The sequence below is a fragment of the Nonomuraea sp. NPDC052116 genome (assembly GCF_040680035.1).
GTDB lineage: Bacteria > Actinomycetota > Actinomycetes > Streptosporangiales > Streptosporangiaceae > Nonomuraea > Nonomuraea angiospora_A.
Map to the genome: position 1 here is coordinate 25,836 of NZ_JBFAWA010000016.1, position 22,033 is coordinate 47,868.

21 protein-coding genes are annotated in these 22,033 nt (G+C 71.0%); 8 read left to right on the top strand and 13 right to left on the bottom strand.

What is annotated here, in order from left to right; all coding sequences use genetic code 11:
• Positions 1-2: 2 nt before the first annotated feature.
• From AB0L65_RS28685 to AB0L65_RS28715, 7 genes are all read right to left on the bottom strand, one after another.
• Complete coding sequence (locus tag AB0L65_RS28685) at positions 3-1,409, bottom strand: ATP-binding protein (RefSeq protein WP_364251130.1); 1,407 nt, start codon at positions 1,407-1,409, stop codon at positions 3-5.
• On the bottom strand, positions 1,388-2,476 hold the full coding sequence (locus AB0L65_RS28690; protein ID WP_364251133.1) for a transposase: 1,089 nt from the start codon (positions 2,474-2,476) through the stop codon (positions 1,388-1,390). The genes AB0L65_RS28685 and AB0L65_RS28690 overlap by 22 nt, the downstream gene beginning before the upstream one ends.
• A 127-nt stretch (positions 2,477-2,603) precedes the next feature.
• The gene (locus AB0L65_RS28695) at positions 2,604-4,184 is read right to left on the bottom strand and encodes a GMC family oxidoreductase N-terminal domain-containing protein (RefSeq protein WP_355191513.1); all 1,581 of its coding nucleotides are present in this window, start codon (positions 4,182-4,184) and stop codon (positions 2,604-2,606) included.
• An 11-nt stretch (positions 4,185-4,195) separates the two neighbouring features.
• Positions 4,196-5,695, bottom strand: a complete 1,500-nt coding sequence (locus tag AB0L65_RS28700; protein ID WP_364251136.1) for a GMC family oxidoreductase N-terminal domain-containing protein — start codon at positions 5,693-5,695, stop codon at positions 4,196-4,198.
• Positions 5,695-6,387: an EthD domain-containing protein gene (locus AB0L65_RS28705; protein WP_364251139.1), complete on the bottom strand. Its 693-nt coding sequence runs from the start codon at positions 6,385-6,387 to the stop codon at positions 5,695-5,697. Before AB0L65_RS28705 ends, AB0L65_RS28700 begins: the two co-directional genes overlap by 1 nt.
• Before the next feature lie 131 nt (positions 6,388-6,518).
• A complete protein-coding gene (locus AB0L65_RS28710) occupies positions 6,519-8,138 on the bottom strand; it encodes a BBE domain-containing protein (protein ID WP_364251142.1) in 1,620 nt (539 codons plus the stop codon).
• A 197-nt stretch (positions 8,139-8,335) separates the two neighbouring features.
• Positions 8,336-8,938: a TetR/AcrR family transcriptional regulator gene (locus AB0L65_RS28715; protein WP_364251145.1), complete on the bottom strand. Its 603-nt coding sequence runs from the start codon at positions 8,936-8,938 to the stop codon at positions 8,336-8,338.
• 80 nt (positions 8,939-9,018) lie between these two features.
• On the opposite strand from AB0L65_RS28715, the gene AB0L65_RS28720 reads away from it, so the two are divergent.
• Together AB0L65_RS28720 and AB0L65_RS28725 are read left to right on the top strand one after the other, a co-directional pair.
• Positions 9,019-9,855: an NAD(P)H-binding protein gene (locus AB0L65_RS28720; RefSeq protein ID WP_364251148.1), complete on the top strand. Its 837-nt coding sequence runs from the start codon at positions 9,019-9,021 to the stop codon at positions 9,853-9,855.
• A gap of 28 nt (positions 9,856-9,883) precedes the next feature.
• Complete coding sequence (locus tag AB0L65_RS28725; RefSeq protein ID WP_364251151.1) at positions 9,884-10,729, top strand: alpha/beta hydrolase; 846 nt, start codon at positions 9,884-9,886, stop codon at positions 10,727-10,729.
• A 9-nt stretch (positions 10,730-10,738) separates the two neighbouring features.
• Here the strand turns inward: AB0L65_RS28725 and nadA are convergent, their stop codons facing one another.
• Complete coding sequence (nadA, locus tag AB0L65_RS28730; protein WP_350728921.1) at positions 10,739-11,890, bottom strand: quinolinate synthase NadA; 1,152 nt, start codon at positions 11,888-11,890, stop codon at positions 10,739-10,741.
• Positions 11,891-12,056: 166 nt separating this feature from the next.
• Here nadA and erpA point away from each other — a divergent pair, with 166 nt between their 5' ends.
• Positions 12,057-12,410 carry an iron-sulfur cluster insertion protein ErpA gene (gene erpA, locus AB0L65_RS28735; protein ID WP_192792115.1) on the top strand — a complete coding sequence of 118 codons (354 nt, stop codon included), beginning with the start codon at positions 12,057-12,059 and terminating at the stop codon, positions 12,408-12,410.
• A 98-nt stretch (positions 12,411-12,508) separates the two neighbouring features.
• Entirely contained in the window at positions 12,509-13,495 is a 987-nt protein-coding gene (locus tag AB0L65_RS28740) for a carbohydrate kinase family protein (RefSeq protein WP_364251154.1), read from the top strand.
• 55 nt (positions 13,496-13,550) lie between these two features.
• Here AB0L65_RS28740 and AB0L65_RS28745 read toward each other — a convergent pair whose 3' ends face one another.
• From AB0L65_RS28745 to AB0L65_RS28755, 3 genes are all read right to left on the bottom strand, one after another.
• On the bottom strand, positions 13,551-13,985 hold the full coding sequence (locus tag AB0L65_RS28745; protein WP_350728925.1) for a CBS domain-containing protein: 435 nt from the start codon (positions 13,983-13,985) through the stop codon (positions 13,551-13,553).
• 63 nt (positions 13,986-14,048) lie between these two features.
• Positions 14,049-14,294: a sulfurtransferase TusA family protein gene (locus AB0L65_RS28750; RefSeq protein ID WP_043638353.1), complete on the bottom strand. Its 246-nt coding sequence runs from the start codon at positions 14,292-14,294 to the stop codon at positions 14,049-14,051.
• The gene (locus AB0L65_RS28755; RefSeq protein WP_364251157.1) at positions 14,291-15,433 is read right to left on the bottom strand and encodes a cysteine desulfurase family protein; all 1,143 of its coding nucleotides are present in this window, start codon (positions 15,431-15,433) and stop codon (positions 14,291-14,293) included. The genes AB0L65_RS28750 and AB0L65_RS28755 overlap by 4 nt, the downstream gene beginning before the upstream one ends.
• 163 nt (positions 15,434-15,596) lie before the next feature.
• Between AB0L65_RS28755 and AB0L65_RS28760 the strand changes: the two genes are divergently transcribed.
• From AB0L65_RS28760 to AB0L65_RS28775, 4 genes are all read left to right on the top strand, one after another.
• Positions 15,597-16,406, top strand: a complete 810-nt coding sequence (locus tag AB0L65_RS28760; protein ID WP_364251160.1) for a cytochrome c oxidase subunit II — start codon at positions 15,597-15,599, stop codon at positions 16,404-16,406.
• Positions 16,403-18,067, top strand: a complete 1,665-nt coding sequence (gene ctaD, locus AB0L65_RS28765) for a cytochrome c oxidase subunit I (RefSeq protein WP_364251163.1) — start codon at positions 16,403-16,405, stop codon at positions 18,065-18,067. The genes AB0L65_RS28760 and ctaD overlap by 4 nt, the downstream gene beginning before the upstream one ends.
• Positions 18,067-18,480: a cytochrome c oxidase subunit 4 gene (locus tag AB0L65_RS28770; protein WP_350728931.1), complete on the top strand. Its 414-nt coding sequence runs from the start codon at positions 18,067-18,069 to the stop codon at positions 18,478-18,480. Before ctaD ends, AB0L65_RS28770 begins: the two co-directional genes overlap by 1 nt.
• A 200-nt stretch (positions 18,481-18,680) precedes the next feature.
• Positions 18,681-19,883, top strand: a complete 1,203-nt coding sequence (locus AB0L65_RS28775) for an Ig-like domain-containing protein (protein ID WP_364251166.1) — start codon at positions 18,681-18,683, stop codon at positions 19,881-19,883.
• Positions 19,884-20,502: 619 nt separating this feature from the next.
• On the opposite strand, the gene trpD is transcribed toward AB0L65_RS28775, so the two are convergent.
• Positions 20,503-21,549, bottom strand: coding sequence for an anthranilate phosphoribosyltransferase (gene trpD, locus AB0L65_RS28780; RefSeq protein WP_364251169.1), 1,047 nt, complete (start codon positions 21,547-21,549; stop codon positions 20,503-20,505).
• A 6-nt stretch (positions 21,550-21,555) separates the two neighbouring features.
• A complete protein-coding gene (locus tag AB0L65_RS28785) occupies positions 21,556-21,954 on the bottom strand; it encodes a hypothetical protein (RefSeq protein ID WP_364251623.1) in 399 nt (132 codons plus the stop codon).
• Positions 21,955-22,033: the final 79 nt, after the last annotated feature.

A 22,033-nucleotide genomic window follows, 5' to 3' on the forward strand; every position in this document is an offset into this window, starting at 1 on the left:
CCTTACTCGGGGACCCGGGCCAGCGGCAGCCGCACCACGAACCGCGTGTCGCCCGGCCGCGAGTCGACCTCCATCGTGCCGCCGTGCCGCTGCGCCACGATGTCCATGCTGACGTGGAGCCCGAGACCGGTCCCCTTGCCCAGGTCCTTGGTGGTGAAGAAGGGCTGGAACACGTTCGGCAGCGCCTCGGCGGGGATGCCGTGGCCCGTGTCGCGGAACTCCACCACGGCGTGGTCGCCCTCCCGCCTGGTGCTGATCGTCAGCTCGCCCTCGCCGCCCATGGCGTCCACGGCGTTGTCGATGAGGTTGGTCCAGACCTGGTTGAGCTCGCTGGGGAAGGCCTGGAGGTCGGGGACGCCGCCGTACTCCCGGCGTACGCGGATGTTGCGCAGCTTGGGGGCCATGAGGGCCAGCGTGGCCTCCAGGCCCTCGCGCAGGTCGGCGTCCCGCTGGGGCGCGCGGTCCAGGTTCGTGTACGCCGAGGTGCGCCGTACCAGCTCCACCACCCGCTCGGCGGCCTCGGCCGCGTCGCCGGCGAGCGTCCGGATGCGCAGCACCGGCACCAGGTACGCCAGCGCCGCGGCGAGCGCGTCCGGCCGCAGCCCGGCGGCCAGCTCGTCGAGCGCGGCGCGGTCCACACCGTGCTCGGCGAGGTCGTCGGCCAGCTCGACGGCCCGGTCGGGGCCGAGGCCCTGTTCGCGGAGCCAGTCGGCGACGTCGTCGGCCGCCTCCGCCTCGGCCAGCGGGTCCAGCGCGGCCCCGGAGCCCACCCGGTCCTGGAAGCGCGCGACGAGCCGTACCTCGGTCTCCTCGCCCGTGCGCCCCCACTCGACCGCGGTGGCGGCCAGCCGGGGCGCGAGGTCGCGCAGCTCCCGCGCGGCCCGCAGCGCGGCCGCCGCCGGGTTGTTCAGCTCGTGGGCCAGGCCGGCCGCCAGCATGCCCAGCCCTTCCAGCATGCGGCTGCGCCCGGCCTGGCGCTCCATGGCGTTGATGCGCCCGGCCAGCACCGGCAGCAGCACCCGGCAGACCTGCGGGCAGCGCTCCAGCATGTCGAAGAACGCGCCCTTGCCGTAGGCCACGACCCGCGCCGGCCCCACGGCCAGCGCGGTGGCCAGGTACTCGTCGCTGGTGAGCAGCGGGAGCTCGCCGATGAACTGGTGCTCCAGCGCGTCGCCGAGGTGCCGGGTGAGCACCTGCTCCCGCCCGCCGACCAGCTTCGAGACCACGATCTCGCCGTCCAGCAGGATGTAGAAGCCGTCGGCCGGCGCGCCCTCGACGAACAGCGCCTGCCCGTCGCCGAGCTCCCTGACGGTCCCGGCGCACGCGAGCCAGTCGAGCTGTTCGTCCGACAGCCCGGCGAACAGCTCGATCGCGGAGAGCCGGGCGGTCAGCCATGCGGGCGCAGGCACAGTTCCTCCGATTCCCGTCCGTCCAGGCCGCCCAGCAGCCGGTACGCGTGGGCCACCGACACCAGCGTGACGTGGTGGTGCCAGCCCTGGAAGGAGCGGCCCTCGAAGTGCTGCAGGCCGGACTCGGCGGCGACCGAGGCGAGCACGGACGCCGCCCTGTTGCGCAGCCCGACCAGTCCCGCCAGGTCGGACACCCGGTTGCGGCCCAGGTCGGTCAGCCACATCGCCCGCGCCCCCGAGCGCGGGTACCAGCGGTGGCCCTGCCCCTGCTGTTGGTACAGGGGCCGCGGGCCCGCCTGCCCCTGCACCACCTGCAGCCGGGGCCGCAACGGCTCCAGCACCGGGCGGGCGGGCAGGCCGGACCCGCCGGCCGGCAGCGTGCCGGGGGAGACGCGGACGAGGTAGGGCAGCCCGCGCTCGGCGAGCCCGGCGAGGAGGAGCTCCACGCCGGGCATCGACCTGCCGTCCACCACGATGGGCGCCGGAGGCAGCCCCCAGTCGACCACCATCTCGTCGACGGCCTGCAGCAGGTGCCGCCAGTGCGGCCGGCTGTGCTCGTGGGCCGGTACGCGGGCCCGGCTGCGCAGGCCGTCGTCCTCGTCCCACGAGCGGGGCAGCAGCAGCCGCCAGTTGACCGGGCAGCCGCCGTCCTCTCCCACCATCACGACCGCCAGGCCGATCTGGCAGTTGAGGAGGCGGCCCGCGGAGTTGGCGAACTGCCGCGCCACGCCCACCGACTTGGAACCGTTCTTCGGGAAGACGACCTCCTCCAGCACCCACGCCTTCGGGCGGATCGCCTCGACGAGCAGCTGGGCCAGGCGCTGCCGTACGGGCGCCCAGTCCCAGGGGCTCTGGTTGATGAACTGCTGGAGGCACTGGTCGACGGGTCGCCCCACGACGTGGTTGGAGATCCGGCGGATCGACTTGCGGCCCGGGACGGAGACCAGGCCGTGGACGTAGACCTCGCCCCATCGGCGCTGATCGGAGCGGAGGAAGGACGTGAACAGGTCTTCACAGAAAGGAGAGAGCCAAAACTCTCGCGAATGCAAATCCGAGTAGATGGCCATGCGACCAACCCCTATAAATCGAACATCCCCCTTTCCTCGAATTATTGAAATGATCCGGGCCGGCTGACAGGACGAGGTTGTGCTGGCACTCTCGCTGCTACTTATGAGACTTCTACCTGTTGGACTTCTACCCAGAGGTACGGACGAGGTCGGCCGCGCGCTCGCCGATCATCACGACCGTGGTGTGCGGATGCGCGTTGACCAGCGAGGGCATGACGGAGGCGTCGGCCACGCGCAGCCCCTCCACGCCGCGCACCCGCAGCCGGGGGTCGACCACGGCCGAGGCGTCGGTGCCCATCCGGCAGGAGCCGGCGAAGTGGTAGTACGACCCGGTGTTGGCCTTCACCCAGGCGCGCAGCTCCTCGCGGGTGGTCACGCCGGGCCCGGGGGCGACCTCGGCCAGCCCCCACCGGCCGGTGAACGCCTTGGTGCGGTAGATGTCCCGGGCGACCTCCACGGCGGTGACCGTGCGCTCCAGGTCGACCGGGTCGCCGAAGTAGTTGGCGTTGATCCGCGGGTAGGCGGTCGGGTCGGTGCCGGCCAGCCGTACCCATCCCCGCGAGACCGGCGACACCAGGCCGGTCAGGCTGAGGATCACGTGCGGGTCCACCAGCTCCCGCACCGGCGCGACCGGCTGGCCGGTCTGCACGCGGCGGATGACGTTGGCGAAGAACTTCTCGCCGAACGGCGCGCGGTGCACCAGCGCGACCTCCAGGTCGGGGACGGGCAGCCCGTCCTGCGACCCGCAGAAGAGCGCGACCTCGGTCACGTTGCCGCGCGGGTCGTCGCCCGGCTCGGCCAGGTAGCCGATCGGCCCGATGACCAGCGGGTGGTCGTGGAAGTTGGCCCCGACCCCGGGCAGGTCGGCCACGACCGGGATGCCGAGCTCGGCCAGGTCGCCGGCCGGGCCCAGGCCCGACAGCAGCAGCAGCTTGGGCGACTGGATGGCGCCCGCGCACAGCACCACCTCGGCCTCGGCCCGCGCCGTGTGCGTGCGGCCCTCGCGCAGGTACTCCACGCCGACGCAGCGCGTCCCCTCGAACAGCAGCCGTGCCGCGAGGGCCGCGGTCAGCACCGTGAGGTTGGGCCGGTCGAGCGCGGGATCCAGGTACGACTCGCGGGCGCCCCTGCGCCGGCCGTCCTTGATGTTCACGTGGTGCCAGCCCGCGCCGAACAGGCCCGCGTTGAAGTCGTCCAGGCGCGGATGGCCGAGCTCGACGCAGGCCTCGATGAACGTCTCCGACACCGGGTTGCCCGTCTCGCCCGCGTCGGCCACGGTCATCGGACCGTCCTTGCCGGCCAGCGGGTTGTGCCCGTCGCGCTGGTCCTCCAGGCGCTGCAGCCACGGCAGCACGTCGTCGAAGGACCAGCCGGGACACCCGTGGTAGGCCCAGTCGTCGTAGTCCTGGGGACGGCCCCTGGTGTGCATCATGTGGTAGATGTTCGAGGTGCCGCCCAGGCCCCGGCCGGCGGCCGAGTAGACGCGGTTGCCGTCCAGGCCGGGCTGGGGCTCGCTCATGTACGCCCAGTCCAGGTCGGTCAGCAGAACCTCGTTCCACCGCCACGGCGTCGTCACCGCGTCGGTGACCTGTGCGTCGCCCGCCTCGAGGAGGAGAACGGAGGCGTCGGGATCCTCGCTGAGCCGGGCGGCCACCACCGATCCGGCCGCGCCGGCGCCGATGACGATGTACCTGTAGCTGTCTGGCACGGTCGGCTCCTTCATGTGAGCAGGTCGGCCGCGCGCTCCCCGATCATGACGGTGGCGGCGGCGGTGTTGCCCGCGGGGATGGACGGCATGATCGAGGCGTCGGCGACGCGCAGCCGCTCGACGTCGTGCACGCGCAGCGCGGCGTCGACCACGTCCAGCGGGTCGCGGCCCATGCGGCAGGTGCCCACCGGATGCCACACGGTGGTCGCGGTGGCGCGGACGTAGGCGGGCAGGTCGGCGCCGTGGCCGGGCGCGCTCTCGCGGTCGTGCAACGAGCACATCGAGCTGCTGTGCGCGAGCTCCCTGGACAGCTCGATCCCGCGTACGAGCGCCGCCAGGTCGGCCGGGTCCTCAAGGTAATGGGGGTCGACCAGGGGCGCGTCGGCGGGGTCCGCCGACCGCAGGGCCAGCCGGCCCCTGCTGCGCGGCCGGGCGAGCACGGGGGCGAAGGTGAAGGCGGGCCCGTCGACGCGGTACTCGTCGGCCACGAACTGCACGGGGCCGAACAGCATCTGGAGATCGGGGTCGTCCGGTGGGAACAGCCCCACCTCCGCCAGCAGCTCGGGCAGCGGCAGGATCGACCGCGCGGCGTAGGCCACGCCGAGGATGAGGTGGTCGTGCAGGTTGGCGCCGACGCCGGGCAGGTCGGCGGCGACCGCGAGGCCGTGCTCGCGCAGGGCCTCGGCCGGGCCGATCCCGGAGAGCATCAGCAGCTTGGGCGTGGCGAGCGCGCCGCAGGAGACGATCACCTCGGCGCTCGCCCCGGCGCGGTGGAGCGCGCCGTCGCGCAGGTACTCGACGCCCGTGGCCGTCGTGCCGTCCAGCAGCACGCGGGTCGCCGTCGCGCCGGTCTCGACGGTGAGGCGGGGATGGCCGCGCAGCGGGTCGAGGTAGGCGGACGCCGTGCTCGACCGCTGGTTGTCCTTCGTCCTGGTGGACTGGTAGGCGAAGGCGCCCTCCTGCGCGGCGCCGTTGTAGTCCCAGTCCTCCCCGCCGGGGAAGCCCAGCTCGGAGGCGGCCTGGAGGAAGGCGCGCGACACCTCCGACATCGAGGACAGGCGGGCCACCTTCATCGGTCCGTCCGCCCCGTGGTACGGCCCGGCGCCCTCCTCGTAGTCCTCGGCCCGTTTGAAGCAGGGCAGCACCTCGTCGTACGACCAGCCCTCGTTGCCCTGGGCGGCCCAGCCGTCGTAGTCGCGGCGGTTGCCCCGGACGTACAGCATGGCGTTGACCGAGCTGCCGCCGCCCAGCACCTTGCCCTGGGGCAGCGGGATCGTCCGCCAGCCCAGCCCGGCCTGCGGGACCGTGACGTACGGCCAGGTGACGGCGGGGTCCTGCCACAGCGAGGCCATGCCGGGGATGCCCGTCTGGCGGATGGCCGCCAGGCCGGCGTCGCCGCCGGACTCCAGCAGGAGCACGCGTGCCTCGGTCCGCTCGACGAGCCTGGCGGCGACGACCGCCCCGGCCGCGCCGGCGCCAACGACGATGTAGTCGTAGCCCTGGCCGGACATCAGCGGCTCTCCGGCCCGATGACCCAGTGCTCGGTGACGGCCATCCGGTGCACGTACCTCGGCTCGACCAGCGTCTCCATGTCGGCCACGACCTTGGCGTACTCGGGCGAGGCGAGCGCGGCCTCCATGGCGTCCCTGTCGTCGAACCACAGGAGGTGGGCGGCGTCGAGCACCGCCTCGCCGATGGCGTACGCGCCGTCTCTGACGTGGCACTGGAGGTACCGGCGCAGCCCCGGCACCTGCGCGACCAGTTCGGCGTGCGGGCCGAGGTCGGCGCTCCTGAAGTCGGCCAGCGGCAGCCCCTCCTTCCGCTTGACCAGCACGATCAGCTTCACTCCCGACGGCGGGGCGAGCTCGGGCCCCGGCACCGGCTCGTGCGCGTCGGTGTCGAGCACGAGCGTGCGCCAGAACGCCGCCCAGCGCGGCTCGTCGGCCCGCGCGCCCTCCAGGAACTCGGGCGTCTGCAGCGACTCGAGCTGCTCCCGCTCGTCGCGCAGCCAGATCTCCGCGACGCCGCTCCACAGCGGCTCGCCCTCGTCGGGCCGGAGCGGGATCCGGGTGTCGATCAGGTACTTCCTGATCTGCGGGATCTTGCTCGCGTACCGGACGGCGTGCACGTTCAGCCAGTACTGCTGGAACTCCTCCTCCGTCATCCCGGGCTTGGGCGCGGCGAAGATGAGTTGATGGATCACGGTGTTCTCCTCCGTCACTCGGTGTGTCCGACGCTAGGAGCGCGCATCCGCGCCGGGAAGCGCGCCCGGCGGCGCCGCGCTGACAAAGTCAAGTACGGTGCGGCACTTGGCCAGGTGCCGCCCAGGTGCTGCTACGGCAGCGAGACCGACTGCGCGTGCCGGAAGACGTCGCGGGGGTCGTAGGCCGCCTTGACCTGCTGGAGCCTGGCGTAGTTGCCCTTGTAGTACAGCGTCTGCCACGGCACGCCCGAGCGGTTGAACGCGGGGTCGGTGATGTCGGGGTCGGGGTTGTTGATGTAGCAGCCGTCGGCCTGGTCACCGGGCACCGGGTAGCCGCCGGTGGCCGCCCACACCGAGCCGTACAGGTCGCGCAGCCAGCCGATGTTGGCGGCGTCGGCGGCCGGGTCCTGCCACTGGGTCTCGAACAGCGTCCAGAACGCGGCGTCGCGGTGCGCCAGCGCGGTCCGCGTGGCGGGGACGGCGTTGATCGCGCCGCCGCTGAACCCGGCCAGGGTCACCGCGGCCGCCGGGTTGGCGAAGTCCGTACGGGTGAGCGCGTCGTACATCGCGCCCGCCTGCTCGGCCGTGTACGAGCGCCGCAGGTAGGCCGACTTGGAGGAGCCGCGCAGCGTCGGGTTGATGAACGAGGGGATGCTGGCGGCGATCAGCTTGACCGCGCGCAACCACGGGAGGCGCTGCGCCGGCTGGGCCGCCACCACGGCGTCGACGCCGAGTCCGGCGGTCAGGGCCCCCAGGTAGTCGCCGAGGATCCGCGCCGCGTCGGGGGCGGTGGCGTCGACCTGGGTCAGCAGGAAGACGTTTCCGCTCGAGCGGTGCGCCAGCGACGCGACGCCGGACAGGATCCTGGCGGGGGAGTCGGGCGCGGCGTGTCCCTCGTACCAGGCGCCCCAGTTCGTGACCAGGGTGGCGAACTTCGTGCGGTCCAGCATGCTCCACGGGATGCCGACGGCGCTGAGCAGCACGTCCTTGGGCGGGTTGACGAGCAGGCGGCTCGGGTTGGAGCCGCTCGTGCCCGGCGTGCGGAACCAGAAGCGGGTGACGATGCCGAAGTTGCCGCCCCCGCCGCCGGCGCACGCCCACCACAGGTCGCGGTTGGGGTCGCCCGGGTCGCGCGAGGCGGTCACGGCGCGGGCGGTGCCCGAGCGGTCCACGACCACGACCTCGACCGCCGCCAGATGGTCGATCACGGCCCCGAGCTGCCGGGACAGGAAGCCGTACCCGCCGCCGGTGGCGTGGCCGCCGATGCCGACCGTGGGGCACATCCCGCCGGGGATGGTCACGCCCCACTTCTTGAACAACGTGTCGTAGACGCCCGACAGCCGGGCGCCGCCCTCGACCGCGAACGCGCCCCGCTGCTGGTCGAAGTACACCTCGTCCAGCCCGGACAGGTCGATGACGACGTCCACGTCGGAGTTGAACACGAACGGGGCCAGGCAGTGGCCGCCGGACACCACCGAGATCCGCTTACCCGTGTCCACCGCCTCCTGCACCGCGGCGACGACCTGGGCGGTCGAGCTGACCACGCGCACATAGTCGGGCGCGCCGACCCAGCGCTGGTTGTAGCCCACGGTCAGCTCCTGGTAGCGGGGGTCGCCCGGGTACACGGTGACCGGTCCCGTGACCGGCCCGCCGGATGACGCGGCGGCTCCGGCGGGGGACGCGGGCAACGTCACGGCACCCGCCACCAGCGCGGCGCCACCCAGTAATCCCCGCCTCGACGGACGTTCCATGATCGCTCCTTCTGGAGATTCTCCACGTGGGAGCCCTCCGTGCGGTTCCGCGGAGGGTGATCGTCAGGACATCCTCATGGTGTCCCGGCCTCCTGCGGATGCCGCGAAAAAGGATCGGAGTCCGTTACCTCCGGCCGCCCACCTCACGAAGAGGGCGGCGGACGTCACGAAGTACGTGCCCGGCGGGGTCGAGGCCTTCAGGCGGCGGGGGCCTCGGGCAGGGAGTCGAGCCAGTCGAGCAGGCGGGCGCACTGGCGGGTCATGACGTCGGGGTCGCGCAGCGCGTTGGCCAGCAGGGACATGCCCTGGTAGGCGCCCACCAGCGTCAGGGAGAGGTCCCAGGGGTCAGGCCGGCCGAGCTCACGGAACTGGCGCTCGACCCAGTCCAGCAGCAGCCGGATGACGCGGCCGGCCTCCGCGTCCAGGCCGCCCTCGGGGCGTTTGTCCAGCTCCGCGGCGAGCGTCCCGGTCGGGCAGCCGTAGCGGGCCGCGAGGTCGCGCTGGCTGGCCCACCCCTCCACGAGGGCCTTCAGCCGCTCCCTCGGGTCGTCGAGCCCGTCCAGGCGGTCGGTGAGGAGCTCCAGCTGCCGCGCGTGCTCGGCGAGGGCGGCGGCGACCAGGTCGTCCTTGGTCTTGAAGTAGTAGTACACGTTGCCCACGGGGACGTCGGCGGCGTGGGCGATGTCGGCGATGGTGGTGCGCTCCGCCCCCTGCCGGTGCACGACCTGGGCGGCGGCGGCCATCAGCCGCTGGCGCTTGGCGGCCGCGGTCCTCGCCCGCGAACCCGTTGAGTCAGTCACCTGACTAACTATATGCGGCGGAGCCGTGCTATGGTCTCCCTCAAGTGAGTCAGCCGACTAACTAACAACTGGGAGAGATCATGATCGTAGTCACGGGAGCCACGGGGAACGTCGGGCGGACGCTGGTCCGGCTGCTGGCCGAGGCGGGGGAGCAGGTCACCGCCGTGTCCCGCCGCATCACCGACGCCGACGTGCCGCAGGGCGTGCGGGCGGTCGCCGCCGACCTGGCCGACCCCGGCAGCATGAGCGCGGCGCTGGAGGGCGCGGACGCGGTGTTCCTCCTCACGGGCGGCGACCTGTTCGCCGTCGAGCCCAAGGAGATCGTCGCCGCGGTGAGCGGGCCGGGCAGGATCGTCCTGCTCTCCTCGCAGGGCGTGGTGACCCGCCCGGACAGCGCGTCCCACGGCCGCTTCGGGGCGGAGGTGGAACGCGCGGTCGTCGACTCGGGAGCGCGGTGGACGATCCTGCGGCCGGGCGGATTCGCCTCCAACAGGTACGCCTGGGCCGGGTCGATCCGCGCGGACCGCACGGTCGCGGCGCCGTTCGGCGACGTCGGGCTGCCGATCATCGACCCCGACGACATCGCCGCGGTGGCCGCCGCCGTGCTGCGGGAGCCGGGCCACGACGGCCGGACCTACGAGCTCACCGGGCCGGAGGCGGTGACCCCGCGGCAGAACGCCGAGGCCATCGGCCAGGCGATCGGCGAGCCGGTCGCGTTCGTCGAGCAGACCCGCGAGGAGGCCCGCGCGCAGATGCTGGCGTTCATGCCCCCGCCGGTCGCGGACACCACGCTGGACATCCTCGGCGAGCCGACCGAGGCCGAGCGGCGGATCAGCCCGGACGTCGAACGCGTGCTGGGCCGGGCCCCTCAGCCGTTCGCCGCCTGGGCCCGGCGCAACGCCGCCGCCTTCCGCTGAGCCCCGCCCGCGCGGGATCATGCCCTCCATGGACGAGACGGTGCTGACCGACGACGGCGTGCGGCTCTGGGCGGTGCGGAGCGGCGAGGGCCGTCCCGTCGTCCTCTGTCATGGCGGGCCGGGCCTGTGGGACACCTTCGAGGACGTGGCCGGGCTGCTGTCCGGCGTCGCGGCCGTCCACCGGTGGGACCAGCGCGGCTGCGGCCGCTCGCAGCGGCTCGGGCCGTACTCGACGGCCCGGACGGTGGCGGACCTCGACGCCGTCCGCCGCCACTTCGGCCTGGAGGCGATGGTGCTGCTTGGCCACTCGTGGGGCGCCCAGCTGGCCCTGCGGTACGCCCTGGATCGCCCCGAGCGCGTACGCGGCCTGGTCTACGTCTCCGGCACGGGCATCGACCCGAGCGACACCTGGCGCGAGGAGTACCGGCTCCGCCTGCGCGGCGCGGTGAGCGGGGACGTGGCGCGCTGGGCCGAGCTGGAGAGCCGCGAACGCACGGCCGCCGAGGACCGTGAGTTCGCGGTGCTGCAGTGGTCGGCGGACTTCGCCGACCGCGGCCGGGCCATGGAGCACGCCGAACGCATGGCGACCCCCTGGCTCGGCGTCAACTTCGAGTGCAACGCCGTCCTGAACGCCGAGGGCAGGCGTGACTGGGGCACACCCGCGTTGCGGGATGCCTGCGCGGCGCTGGCGGTGCCGGTGCTGATCGTCGACGGGGCCGAGGACATCCGGCCCCGCCGGGCGGTGGACTCGCTGGAGCGGGCGCTGCCGGACGTCTCGCGGGTGATCCTGCCGGGCGCCGGTCACCTGCCCTGGGTGGAGGATCCGGAGGGTTTCCGGGCCGCGGTGGGCGCGTTCGTGGCCGGCACGGATTAGAGGGGTGGGTCAGGGGAGGGCGAGCATGCGGTCCAGGGCCGCCCGGGCCCAGTGGGCGGTGTCCTCGTCCACCGTGATCTGGTTGACGACCTCCCCGAGCACCAGGGACTCCAGGGCCCACACCAGGTGCGGCAGGTCGATCCGGTTCATGGTCGAGCAGTAGCAGACCGTCTTGTCCAGGAACGAGATGCTCTTGTCGGGGAACATCTGCGCCAGCCGCTTGACCAGGTTCAGCTCGGTGCCGATCGCCCAGCTGGAGCCCGCGGGGGCCGCCTCCAGGGTCTGGATGATGTGCTCGGTCGAGCCCACGTGGTCCGCCTTGAGCACGACCTCGTGCCGGCACTCCGGGTGCACCAGGACGTTCACGCCGGGGATGCGCGCGCGCACGTCGTCGACCGACTCCGCCGTGAAGCGGCCGTGCACCGAGCAGTGGCCGCGCCAGAGGATCATCCTGGCCCGCTCCAGCTGCTCCTGGGTGAGGCCGCCGTTGGGGCGGTGCGGGTTCCAGACGACGCAGTCCTCCAGGGACATGCCCATCTCCAGCACCGCCGTGTTGCGGCCCAGGTGCTGGTCGGGCAGGAACAGGACCTTCTCGCCGCGCGAGAACGCCCAGTCCAGGGCGCGGCGGGCGTTGGAGGAGGTGCAGACCGCGCCGCCGTTCCTGCCGCAGAAGGCCTTGATGTCGGCGCTGGAGTTCATGTACGTGACCGGGATCACCTGATCGGCCAGGCCGGCGTCCTCCAGAGCCTCCCAGCACTCCTCGACCTGGTCGAACGTGGCCATGTCCGCCATCGAGCAGCCGGCCGCCAGGTCCGGCAGCACCACCCTCTGGTGGTCACCGGTCAGGATGTCGGCCGACTCGGCCATGAAGTGCACGCCGCAGAAGACGATGAACTCCGCCTCCGGCCTGGCCGCCGCGAGCCGGGCGAGCTTGAACGAGTCGCCCGTGACGTCGGCGAACTGGATGACCTCGTCGCGCTGGTAGTGGTGCCCGAGCACGAACAGCCGGTCGCCGAGCGCCTCCTTCGCCTTGCGGGCCCGTTCCACCAGGTCGGGGTCCGAGGCGGGCGGCAGCTCGCCCGGGCACTCGACCCCCTTCTCGCTGTGCGGATCGGCGCCCTGGCCGAGGACGTAGAGCGGCAGCCCAGTCTGGGTGGCCATGGCCAAACCCCCTTATCGTCGAAGTGACGATACTCATCATGACATATGGGGGATACCTCCTTATTCCGGGGGGTGGCGGCCCTGGGAATGTGTGGCATGGGCCAGGTGTTGGTAGCGTCATTAGTAGGACGTCGGAAAACAGACAGCCGGGTTAGGGAGTCAGCAGATGACGGTTGAGAGCAGCGAGACCACGGCGCAGGGCCTGATCCTGACTGACGCGGCCGCCGCCAAGGTCAAGAGCCTGCTTGAGCAGCAGGGTGAGGAAGGTCTGCAGCTGCGGGTCGCCGTGCAGCCGGGTGGTTGCTCCGGCCTGCGCTACCAGCTCTTCTTCGACGACCGGTCGATGGACGGCGACGTGGTGTCGGACTTCGGGGGAGTCAGCGTGGTCACCGACCGCATGAGCGCTCCGTACCTGATGGGGGCCTCGATCGACTTCGTCGACACGATCGAGAAGTCGGGGTTCACCATCGACAACCCCAACGCCACGGGCTCCTGCGCCTGTGGTGACTCCTTCAACTAGTCGGTGGCCGCCGGGTCCCGCTCGCCTTTGTGCGTGCGGGACCTTCGCGTATTCTCGTGGGGCTCATAGGCCTGCTGACAACGAGGAAGAAGAATCCCGTGCGCATCGCCGTTACCGGCTCAATCGCGACAGACCACCTGATGACCTTCCCAGGAAGCTTCGGCGAACAGCTCATCGCCGAGCAGCTCGATCGGGTGTCACTCTCGTTCCTGGTCGATGACCTTCAGATCCGTCGTGGCGGCTGCGCCGCGAACATCGCGTTCGGCATGGCCTGCCTCGGCCTCAAGCCGGTTCTCGTGGGAGCCGTCGGCAACGACTTCGCCGACTACCGCTCGTGGCTGGAGCGCCACGGCGTCGACTGCGACTCCGTGCACATCTCGGAGACCCAGCACACCGCGCGCTTCCTGTGCACGACCGACCAGCACCACAACCAGATCGCCTCGTTCTACACCGGGGCCATGGCCGAGGCCCGGCTGATCGAGCTGAAGCCCGTCGCCGACCGCCTGGACGGCCTCGACCTGGTGCTGATCAGCCCCAACGACCCCGACGCGATGCTGCGCCACACCGACGAGTGCCGCCAGCGCGGCATCCCGTTCGCCGCCGACATCTCCCAGCAGCTCGCGCGCATGGCCGACGAGCAGATCCGCCAGCTCGTCGACGGCGCCGCCTACCTCTTCTCCAACGACTACGAGAAGGGGCTCATCGAGCAGAAGACCGGCTGGTCCGACGAGGAGATCCTGCACCGGGTCGGCGTCCGGATCACCACGCTCGGCCCCAAGGGCGCCGTCATCGACCGCAGGGGCGAGCCGTCCATCCACGTCGCCCCCGCCCCCGAGCTGGGCAAGGCCGACCCCACCGGCGTCGGCGACGCCTTCCGCGCCGGGTTCCTGTCGGGGCTGGCCTGGGGGCTGCCGCTGGAGCGCTGCGGCCAGGTCGGCAACCTGACCGCCACCCACGTGCTCGAGCGCGTCGGCGGCCAGGAGTACGAGCTCGGGCAGCAGATCTTCCTCGAGCGGTTCGGCGCCGCGTACGGCACGGAGGCCACGGCGGACATCGCCGATCACGTGCGCTGCTACCACCCGTAGGCGCCGCTCGGCCGCCCCGGCCCGCTGTGAGCGGCCCCGGGGCGGCCCGCACGGCTCAGCTCCTCGCGTAGACGTGGTGCAGGAACTCGGCGAGCTTGTCGTCCGGCAGGTGCTTGGCCAGGTCCGCCTCGGTGATCATGCCGACGATGCGGTTGTCCGACAGCACGGGGAGCCGCTTGATCTGGTGCTGCTCCATCAGCGTGAGCGTCTCGTCCACGGACGTCTCCGGGGTGACGAAGACGAGGCCCCCGGCCAGCTCGCCCGCCGTCGTCCTCGACGGGTCGTGCCCCGAGGCGATGCACTTGACGACGATGTCGCGGTCGGTGATGATCCCCTTCACCCGCTCGTCGGGGCCGCACACGGGCAGTGCCCCCACGTTCATGTTGCGCATCAGCTGGGCCGCCCGGTCGAGCGTCTCGTGCGCGCCGATGCACTCGGCCCCCGGATGCATCACGTCACGGGCGGTCTCGTGCGGATGTCCTCTGGTCATGGCTTTCCCCCGAAAGTCGGTGACTTCGTACGGGAAGCCTCTACCCCACTTTCGGGGGGAATGTCAGTAGTTGCGCCGGACGTGGATGGCCCAGCCGCCCTCGGGCAGCTCGTACGAGCCGACGTGCCGGTGCGACTTCAGCCTGCACCACGCCGGCACGTCCGTGTAGGCCGCCGGATCGTCGGCCAGCACGGCCACCACCGCGTTGAGCGGGACGTAGTTGATCTGCTCGGCCAGCATGATGATCGGGATCGGGCACTTCTTCCCGAGCGCGTCGATCGTCAAAGCCGGCTGGGTAACCTCGGTCATGCGACTCCTGCGTCCTGCCGGATGCGGCGCACCAGATCGGGCAGCACGGCGAGGAATCTGTCGACCTCCGCCGCGGAGGCGCCCCTGGGCAGCGACACCCGGACATTGCCATGCGTCAGCACGCCCATCGCTTCAAGAACGTGCGATGGACGAAGCGTACTAGCGGTGCACGAGCTTCCTGACGAAACCGCGAAACCAGCCTTGTCCAGCTCGGTCAGCAAAGCCTCGCCGTCGACGTACAGACACGAAAAGGTCACGATGTGCGGCGCCCGGTCGACCGGGTCGCCGATCACCTCGACGTCCGGGACGATCTTCGGCACCGTCTCCCTGATCCTGGTTACGAGCTCCGACAGCCGCGCCTGCTCCTGCGCCGCGTCCGCGGCCATCGCGCGCAGCGCGGCCGCCGCCGCGACGATGCCGGGCACGTTCTCGAACCCCGGCACCCGCCGCCGCTCCCGCTCGTCCTCGGGCAGGAACGAGCGGAACCGCGTGCCCTTGCGCACCACCAGCACGCCCACGCCCGCGGGGCCGCCCCACTTGTGGGCGCTGGCGGTCAGCACCGACCAGCCGGGCGGGATCGGCATCCTGCCCGCCGTCTGCGCCGCGTCCACCAGCAGCGGAACCCCGTGGGACCGGCACGCCGCGGCCGCCTCCGCCACCGGCTGCACCGTGCCGACCTCGTGGTTGGCCGTCTGCAGGCAGGCCAGCGCGGTGCCGGGCCGGGCGACCGCCTCGGTGAACCGCTCGAGATCCACCCGCCCCGTCAGGTCCACGCCCACCGTCTCGGTCGTGCCGCCGTCGCGTTCGTGCACGCCACCGGCGTGCAGCACGCTGGAATGCTCGACCGCGCTCGTGACCAGGTGGCGCCCGGCCCTGCGTCTGCCGTGTAGGGTGCCGAGCACGCCGAGATGCACGGCCTGCGTGCCCGACGATGTGAACGACACCTCGTCCGGGCGCGCGCCGAGCGCCTCGGCCACCTCCGTGCGGGCCTGCTCCAGCAGCAGGTGTGCGCGGCGGGCCTGGCCGTACAGTCTCGCGGGGTCGGCCCAGCCGACGTCGATCGCCGCCAGCAGCGCCTCGCGTGCCTGAGGGTGGAGCGGCTCGCTCGAAGCCGCGTCGAAATACGCCACGAGACTCATCGTCCCACTTGCGGCGCCATCGAGGGGTCGCGCGGTAGGGCGAAGCACCTGCACGCTAATGTGTCTGCAATCAGCTGTGCATCTGGAAATAAGAGCGCCCAAGAGAAAGACTCTTGGGCTTCATCTGTGGGGTAGGCGATCCGTGAGTCCGACTCGCCGTACGATGCGGCGTTCGTTGGCCCGGCGCAGGGTGCCGCGTGCCGCCGCTTTGGCGTTGCTGCTGGCCACTGCTACGGCGTGTGCTAATGACGTTCCGAAGGCCGACTGGTCTCGTGGTCTTCTTCCCGACCATGTCACCGAGCAGGCGGGCGTGGTCCAGAGCCTGTGGAACGGGGCCTGGATCGCCGCACTCGCCACGGGTGCGGTCGTCATCTTTCTGATCGTGTGGGCGGCCATCTTCCACCGCAAGCGCAAGTCCTCGGCCGATCTGCCGCCGCAGGTGCGCTACAACCTGCCGATCGAGATGCTCTACACCTTGATCCCGCTCGTCATGGTGTCGGTGTTCTTCTTCTTCACCGCGCGTGACAGCCAGGTGCTGACCAAGGTGGACGGCGACGCGACCGTGAAGGTCAAGGTCGAGGCCTTCCAGTGGAGCTGGCGCTTCACCACGACCGTCAACGGCAAGACGCTGGCCCCCGTCGCCGGCACGCCGGTGAGCGACTATCACCAGGGGCCCCAGCTGGTCCTGCCGACGAAGGCGAAGGTCGAGTTCGACCTGTCGACCGACGACGTCATCCACTCGTTCTGGGTGCCGGAGTTCCTGTTCAAGCGGGACGTCATCCCCGGCATCAAGGAAGGCAACCCGGGCCGTACGTTCGAGATCACCACTCTGGGCCGTACGGGGATCTTCGCGGGCCGGTGCGCCGAGCTCTGCGGTGTCGACCACAGCCGCATGCTGTTCAACGTGAAGCTCGTCGATGCGAACGAGTGGAACCAGTACATCGCCACGAACCAGGCTGGGAGTGCCCAGTGACCGCCATCCACGAACCCCTTCGCGCGCCGGCCAGGCCCGTCACCAAGGGCCAGGTGATCGCCAAGTGGCTGTCCTCCACTGATCACAAGATCATCGGGCACCTCTATCTGATCACGTCCTTCGCCTTCTTCCTGATCGGCGGCGTCATGGCGCTGATCATGCGGGCCGAGCTCGCGCAGCCGGGCATGCAGTTCACCAGCAACGAGCAGTTCAACCAGCTGTTCACCATGCACGGCACGATCATGCTGCTGATGTTCGCGACGCCGCTGTTCGCCGGCTTCGCCAACGAGCTGATGCCGCTGCAGATCGGCGCCCCCGACGTGGCGTTCCCGCGCCTCAACATGGTCAGCTACTGGCTCTACCTGTTCGGCAGCCTCATCGCCGTGTCCGGCTTCTTCACGCCGGGCGGCGCGGCCTCGTTCGGCTGGTTCGCCTACACGCCGCTGTCCAACGCGATCAACTCGCCCGGCATCGGCAGCGACCTGTGGATCATGGGCCTGGCCCTGTCCGGCCTCGGCACGATCCTCGGCTCGGTGAACTTCATCACCACGATCATCTGCATGCGCGCGCCCGGCATGACCATGTTCCGCATGCCGATCTTCGTCTGGAACGTCCTGCTGACCAGCATGCTCGTGCTGATGGCCTTCCCGGTGCTGGCCGCCGCGCTGCTCGTGCTGGAGTCGGACCGCAAGCTCGGCACGCACGTCTTCGCCCCCGACAACGGAGGCGCGCTGCTCTGGCAGCACCTGTTCTGGTTCTTCGGACACCCCGAGGTGTACATCATCGCGCTGCCGTTCTTCGGCATCGTGAGCGAGATCCTGCCGGTCTTCAGCCGCAAGCCGGTCTTCGGTTACATCAGCCTCGTGGTCGCGACGATCTCGATCGCCGGTCTGTCCATCACGGTCTGGGCGCACCACATGTTCCCGACCGGGCAGGTGTTGCTGCCGTTCTTCTCGTTCATGACGTTCCTCATCGCGGTGCCGACAGGTGTGAAGTTCTTCAACTGGGTCGGAACGATGTGGCGAGGGCATCTGTCCTTCGAGTCGCCGATGCTGTTCTCGGTCGGCTTCCTCATCACGTTCCTCCTGGGCGGCCTGACGGGCGTCATCCTGGCCTCGCCGCCGCTCGACTTCCCCCTCAGCGACAGCTACTTCGTCGTCGCCCACTTCCACTACGTGGTCTTCGGCACCGTCGTGTTCGCCATGTTCGCGGGCTTCTACTTCTGGTGGCCCAAGTTCACCGGCAAGATGCTCGACGACAAGCTGGGCAAGGTGCACTTCTGGCTGCTGTTCATCGGTTTCCACACGACGTTCCTCGTCCAGCACTGGCTGGGCATGCTGGGCTTCCCGCGCCGTTACGCCGACTACAGCCCGGTCGACGGCTTCACCGACCTCAACCTGATCTCGTCGGTGGGCGCGTTCGTGCTGGGCGCTTCGACGCTGCCGTTCTTCTACAACGTCTGGAAGACCTGGCGCAGCGCGCCGAAGGTCACCGTCGACGACCCCTGGGGCTACGGCGGCTCGCTCGAATGGGCGACCTCCTGCCCGCCGCCGCGGCACAACTTCACCTCGCTGCCGCGCATCCGGTCCGAGCGTCCCGCGTTCGACCTGCACTACCCGCACGTGTCCGCCAAGCCGACGGCATCGGAGGTCGAGGCCTGATGAAGGTCCAGGGTTGGCTGTTCCTCGCGTGCGGCCTGTTCTTCGCCGGTGTCGACGTCGCCTACTGGTTCTGGACCAAGGCGGCGACGGGCCACGGTGAGCCGGTCGGCACCACGGCCATGGCGATCTCGGTCGGGTTCGCGTTCATGGTCGGCTACTACCTGATGTTCACCGCGCGGCGCATCGGCGCCCAGCCGGAGGACGACAAGCAGGCCGAGATCAGCGACGGCGCGGGCGAGATCGGGTTCTTCAGCCCGAGCAGCTGGTGGCCGCTGTTCCTGTGCCTGGCGGCGGCCTTCGCCTTCGCCGGGTTCGTGATCGGCTTCTGGATGTTCCTGATCGGGATCTTCCTGGTCATCATGGCCATGATCGGCTTCGTCTTCCAGTACTACCGGGGCAACTTCTCGCACTGACCCGGGCTGCCTGAGCGGGCGTCTCCCTTGAGGGGGGACGCCCGTTTTTTTGTGTTCTTTAACGGTGATCCGATGTGGTTATTCGATCACTGAGGGTAGTAATGACACGTCTGCTATGCGGACCGCCGCTAAGGGCCTTTTCGGGCACAACAGGGTGGTGAGCAGGGCAAGGGGTTCGTTGTCGGACGAGGGAGTCATACGTGGGGCGCGTAGCGAATGGATCGGCCGGCCTGCTGGCGCTGGCGCTGCTGGCGGCGTGCTCGGGGGCCTCGGCCCCGAAGCCTGAGGGGGTCGCCATGGCCGGCGGGGCCCAGGGGCCCGCTGTGACGTTCTCTCCGCAGGACAAGGCCGCGAACGTGGCCACCGACCAGCCTGTGGTCGTCTCGGCCCGTGGAGGCACGCTCAAGAGCGTACGGGTGGACGGCGGCAAGTCCGGGGCGCTCAAGGGCGTCCTGAGCGCCGACGGCACCAACTGGCGCAGCACCGTCACCGCCCGCCCCGGGGCGAGCTACACGATCACCGCCGTCTCCGCGGACGAAGCGGGCAAGCAGACCCAGACCACCAGCACGTTCTCCACAATCAAGGGCAACAAGACGTTCGACATCCAGACCATCACCCCGAACAAGGACGACACCGGGCTGACGGTCGGCGTCGGCATGCCCATCATGATCGCCTTCGACAAGCCGGTCGCCGACCGGGTGTCCGTCGAGCGCAACCTCACGGTCCGCAGCTCCAGGCCCGTGGAGGGCGCCTGGCACTGGTTCGACGACAGTCACGTGGACTTCCGGCCGCTGGAGTACTGGCCCGCGCACACGAAGGTGCGGCTGGACGCGAAGCTGGCCGGCGTGCGCGGGGGCCCCGGCCTGTACGGCAAGCGCGACGTACGGCTCGACTTCAAGATCGGCCGCTCGCAGATCACCAAGGGCAGCACCGACGAGCACGTGCTCTACGTCCGGCGCGACGGCAAGAAGATCCGCGAGATGCCGATGAGCGCGGGGCAGGGCGGGCAGTGGAAGTACTACACCACCGGCGGCATCCACCTGGCGATGTCGCGCGAGGACTCCACGCTCATGACCTCACCCGGGATCGGGCCCGGCCAGTCGGGCTACTACTCGCTGATGGTCTACCACACCGTCCGCATCTCCAACAGCGGCGAGTACGTGCACAGCGCGCCCTGGTCGGTGGGGTCGCAGGGGAACTCGAACGTCAGCCACGGGTGCGTGAACATCAGTCCGGAGAACGCGATCTGGTTCGTCAAGAACACGCTGATCGGGGATCCGATCATCATCACGGGGTCGCCGCGGAAGCTGGAGCCCACGAACGGGTGGGGTCATTGGCAGGAGAACTGGAAGGAGTGGCTCAAGTGGAGTGTGCTTAAGGATGGGCCGACCATCACGTTCTGATACCGATTCGCGCCACCGACCACGGCCCCGGCCCACCGCCTTCCGGCCCGCCGACACCCGCCCCGACCCGCCACACTCGGGGCCGTCCACGCTCCGGTCGCCACACACGCGGCTGAACGCGTCCCGGGCTCGCCACAGCCCGGGCTCGCCACGCCCCGGGCTTCGCGGCGCCTCGGCTCGGCGGTGCCTCAGCGCGCGCTCGCAAGGACGGGGTCCGGCGCCCTGCGCGACCTGGGCCGACGCGAGCCGACGCCGCACCGGGGAGGGGCGCCCGCCGTTCCGGCCCGCTCTCCGCGCCGCTGTGCGCGCCTCAGCGCCGCGACGCCGGTCCAAGTGGCGTGTTCTGGGGGCGGGAGGGGCCAGGCCGTCTGCGGGGCGCTGAGGGACGGGACGGGGGCGGCCGTCCGCGGGGGAGCCGGGCGAGGGTGAAGCTACCGGCCGACCGCTGCTCCGGTTCGCTCCCCGCGCCGTTGTGCGGGCCCCGGTGCTGCGGCGGCGTACACGCCTCAGAGGCGAGCGGCGGAGGGCGTACTGCCGGAGGGAGGCGCGCCCTGGACGAGGGGAAGCGCTCGGAGTGGGAGGCGCGCCCCTCAGCCGGGGCGCGCCTCGGAAAGGGCGGTCAGGCGCCGTTGACGGCGGCGCTGACCTCGATCCAGCGGTCGAGGGTGGCGGCGGCCGCACCGGAGTCGACGGCCTGGACCGCGCGGGCGTAGCCGTCGGTCATGGCGGCGTCGAGGTCGTCGCCCGGCCCGTTGAGGGCCACCAGGGCCGCGGCGGCGTTGAGCAGGACGGCGTCGCGCACCGGCCCCGTCTTCCCCTGCAGCAGGTCGTGCACGGCCTGGGCGTTGAAGGCCACGTCCCCGCCCCGCAGCGCGCCCACGTCGGCGCGCGGGATGCCGAGCACGGACGGGTCGAAGGTCGTCTGCGTGGCCGTGCCCTCCTTGACCACCCAGACCGTCGAGGTGCCCGCGATGGTCAGCTCGTCGAGCCCGTCGTCGCCGCGGAACACCAGCGCGCTGACGCCGCGCTCGGCGAAGACGCCCGCCAGCACGGGCAGCATCTTGGCGTCGAAGACGCCGATGGCCTGGGCGGCCGGGCGGGCCGGGTTGGTGAGCGGGCCGAGGAAGTTGAAGATCGTGGGTACGCCGATCTCCTTGCGCGTCGGCCCGGCGAAGCGCAGCGCGGGGTGGTAGACCGGAGCGAAGCAGAAGGCGATGCCCGCCTGCTCGGCCACCCGCGCCGTCTGCTCCGGCGTGAGGTCGAGCCGGATGCCCAAATGCTCCAGGACGTCGGCGGCGCCGCACGAGGACGAGGCGGCGCGGTTGCCGTGCTTGACGACCCGGGCGCCCGCGGCGGCGGCCACGATGGCGGCCATCGTCGAGACGTTGACCGTGTGGGCGCGGTCGCCTCCCGTGCCGACCACGTCGACCACGGGCCCCTCCACGCTCAGCGGCGTGGCCAGGTCCAGCATGGTGCGGGCCAGGCCCACGACCTCGGCCACCGTCTCGCCCTTGGCGCGCAACGCCACCACGAAGCCGGCGATCTGGGACGGCGTCGCGGCGCCGGACATGATCTCCCGCATCGCCCAGGCCGACTCGTCGGAGGTGAGGTGCTCTCCGGACAGGAGAGCGGACAGCAGGGTGGGCCAGGTCGTCCGGGAGTCCATGGGCACCTACTTAGCGTTGAGTCGGGTCGAGGAGCGGCGGCGCATGAGGTCGGCCACGGTGTCGGCCAGGACTATGGGCTCCAGCGGCTGCGGCACCACGGCGTCGGCCTTGGACCAGTCGGCCAGCCAGCGGTCGTCGCGCCTGGCGATGATCAGGCAGATGGGCGGGCAGTCGTAGACCTCGTCCTTGGCCTGGCGGGAGACGCCCATGCCGCCCGCGGGCTGCGTCTCGCCGTCGAGGACGGCCACGTCGATCTCGCCCGAGCCCAGCCACTGGTGGACCTTGGGCTCGGTGGCGCATTCCACGATCTCCACGAGGGGTACGTCGGCGGCGGGGCGCCTGCCGATGGCCTGGATCACCTCGGCCCTGGTGGCGGCGTCGTCGCTGTAGACGAGGACCCTCATCGTGTCGTCGGTGCTCCCAGTGGAGGTCACTGTCGCGCTCGCTATCCCTTGTAGCAGTATGGTCACCTCGGATCGTACC

Excerpts from the sequence above, each read along its gene's own strand:
- AB0L65_RS28755 (WP_364251157.1), bottom strand. The coding sequence starts at position 15,433 with ATGAGTCTCGTGGCGTATTTCGACGCGGCTTCGAGCGAGCCGCTCCAC.
- AB0L65_RS28725 (WP_364251151.1), top strand. The coding sequence starts at position 9,884 with ATGGACGAGACGGTGCTGACCGACGACGGCGTGCGGCTCTGGGCGGTG.
- AB0L65_RS28760 (WP_364251160.1), top strand. The coding sequence starts at position 15,597 with ATGCGGCGTTCGTTGGCCCGGCGCAGGGTGCCGCGTGCCGCCGCTTTG.
- erpA (WP_192792115.1), top strand. The coding sequence starts at position 12,057 with ATGACGGTTGAGAGCAGCGAGACCACGGCGCAGGGCCTGATCCTGACT.
- AB0L65_RS28745 (WP_350728925.1), bottom strand. The coding sequence starts at position 13,985 with ATGACCAGAGGACATCCGCACGAGACCGCCCGTGACGTGATGCATCCG.
- AB0L65_RS28770 (WP_350728931.1), top strand. The coding sequence starts at position 18,067 with ATGAAGGTCCAGGGTTGGCTGTTCCTCGCGTGCGGCCTGTTCTTCGCC.
- trpD (WP_364251169.1), bottom strand. The coding sequence starts at position 21,549 with ATGGACTCCCGGACGACCTGGCCCACCCTGCTGTCCGCTCTCCTGTCC.
- AB0L65_RS28750 (WP_043638353.1), bottom strand. The coding sequence starts at position 14,294 with ATGACCGAGGTTACCCAGCCGGCTTTGACGATCGACGCGCTCGGGAAG.
- AB0L65_RS28690 (WP_364251133.1), bottom strand. The coding sequence starts at position 2,476 with ATGGCCATCTACTCGGATTTGCATTCGCGAGAGTTTTGGCTCTCTCCT.
- AB0L65_RS28710 (WP_364251142.1), bottom strand. The coding sequence starts at position 8,138 with ATGGAACGTCCGTCGAGGCGGGGATTACTGGGTGGCGCCGCGCTGGTG.
- AB0L65_RS28700 (WP_364251136.1), bottom strand. The coding sequence starts at position 5,695 with ATGTCCGGCCAGGGCTACGACTACATCGTCGTTGGCGCCGGCGCGGCC.
- nadA (WP_350728921.1), bottom strand. The coding sequence starts at position 11,890 with ATGGCCACCCAGACTGGGCTGCCGCTCTACGTCCTCGGCCAGGGCGCC.
- AB0L65_RS28720 (WP_364251148.1), top strand. The coding sequence starts at position 9,019 with ATGATCGTAGTCACGGGAGCCACGGGGAACGTCGGGCGGACGCTGGTC.
- AB0L65_RS28785 (WP_364251623.1), bottom strand. The coding sequence starts at position 21,954 with ATGAGGGTCCTCGTCTACAGCGACGACGCCGCCACCAGGGCCGAGGTG.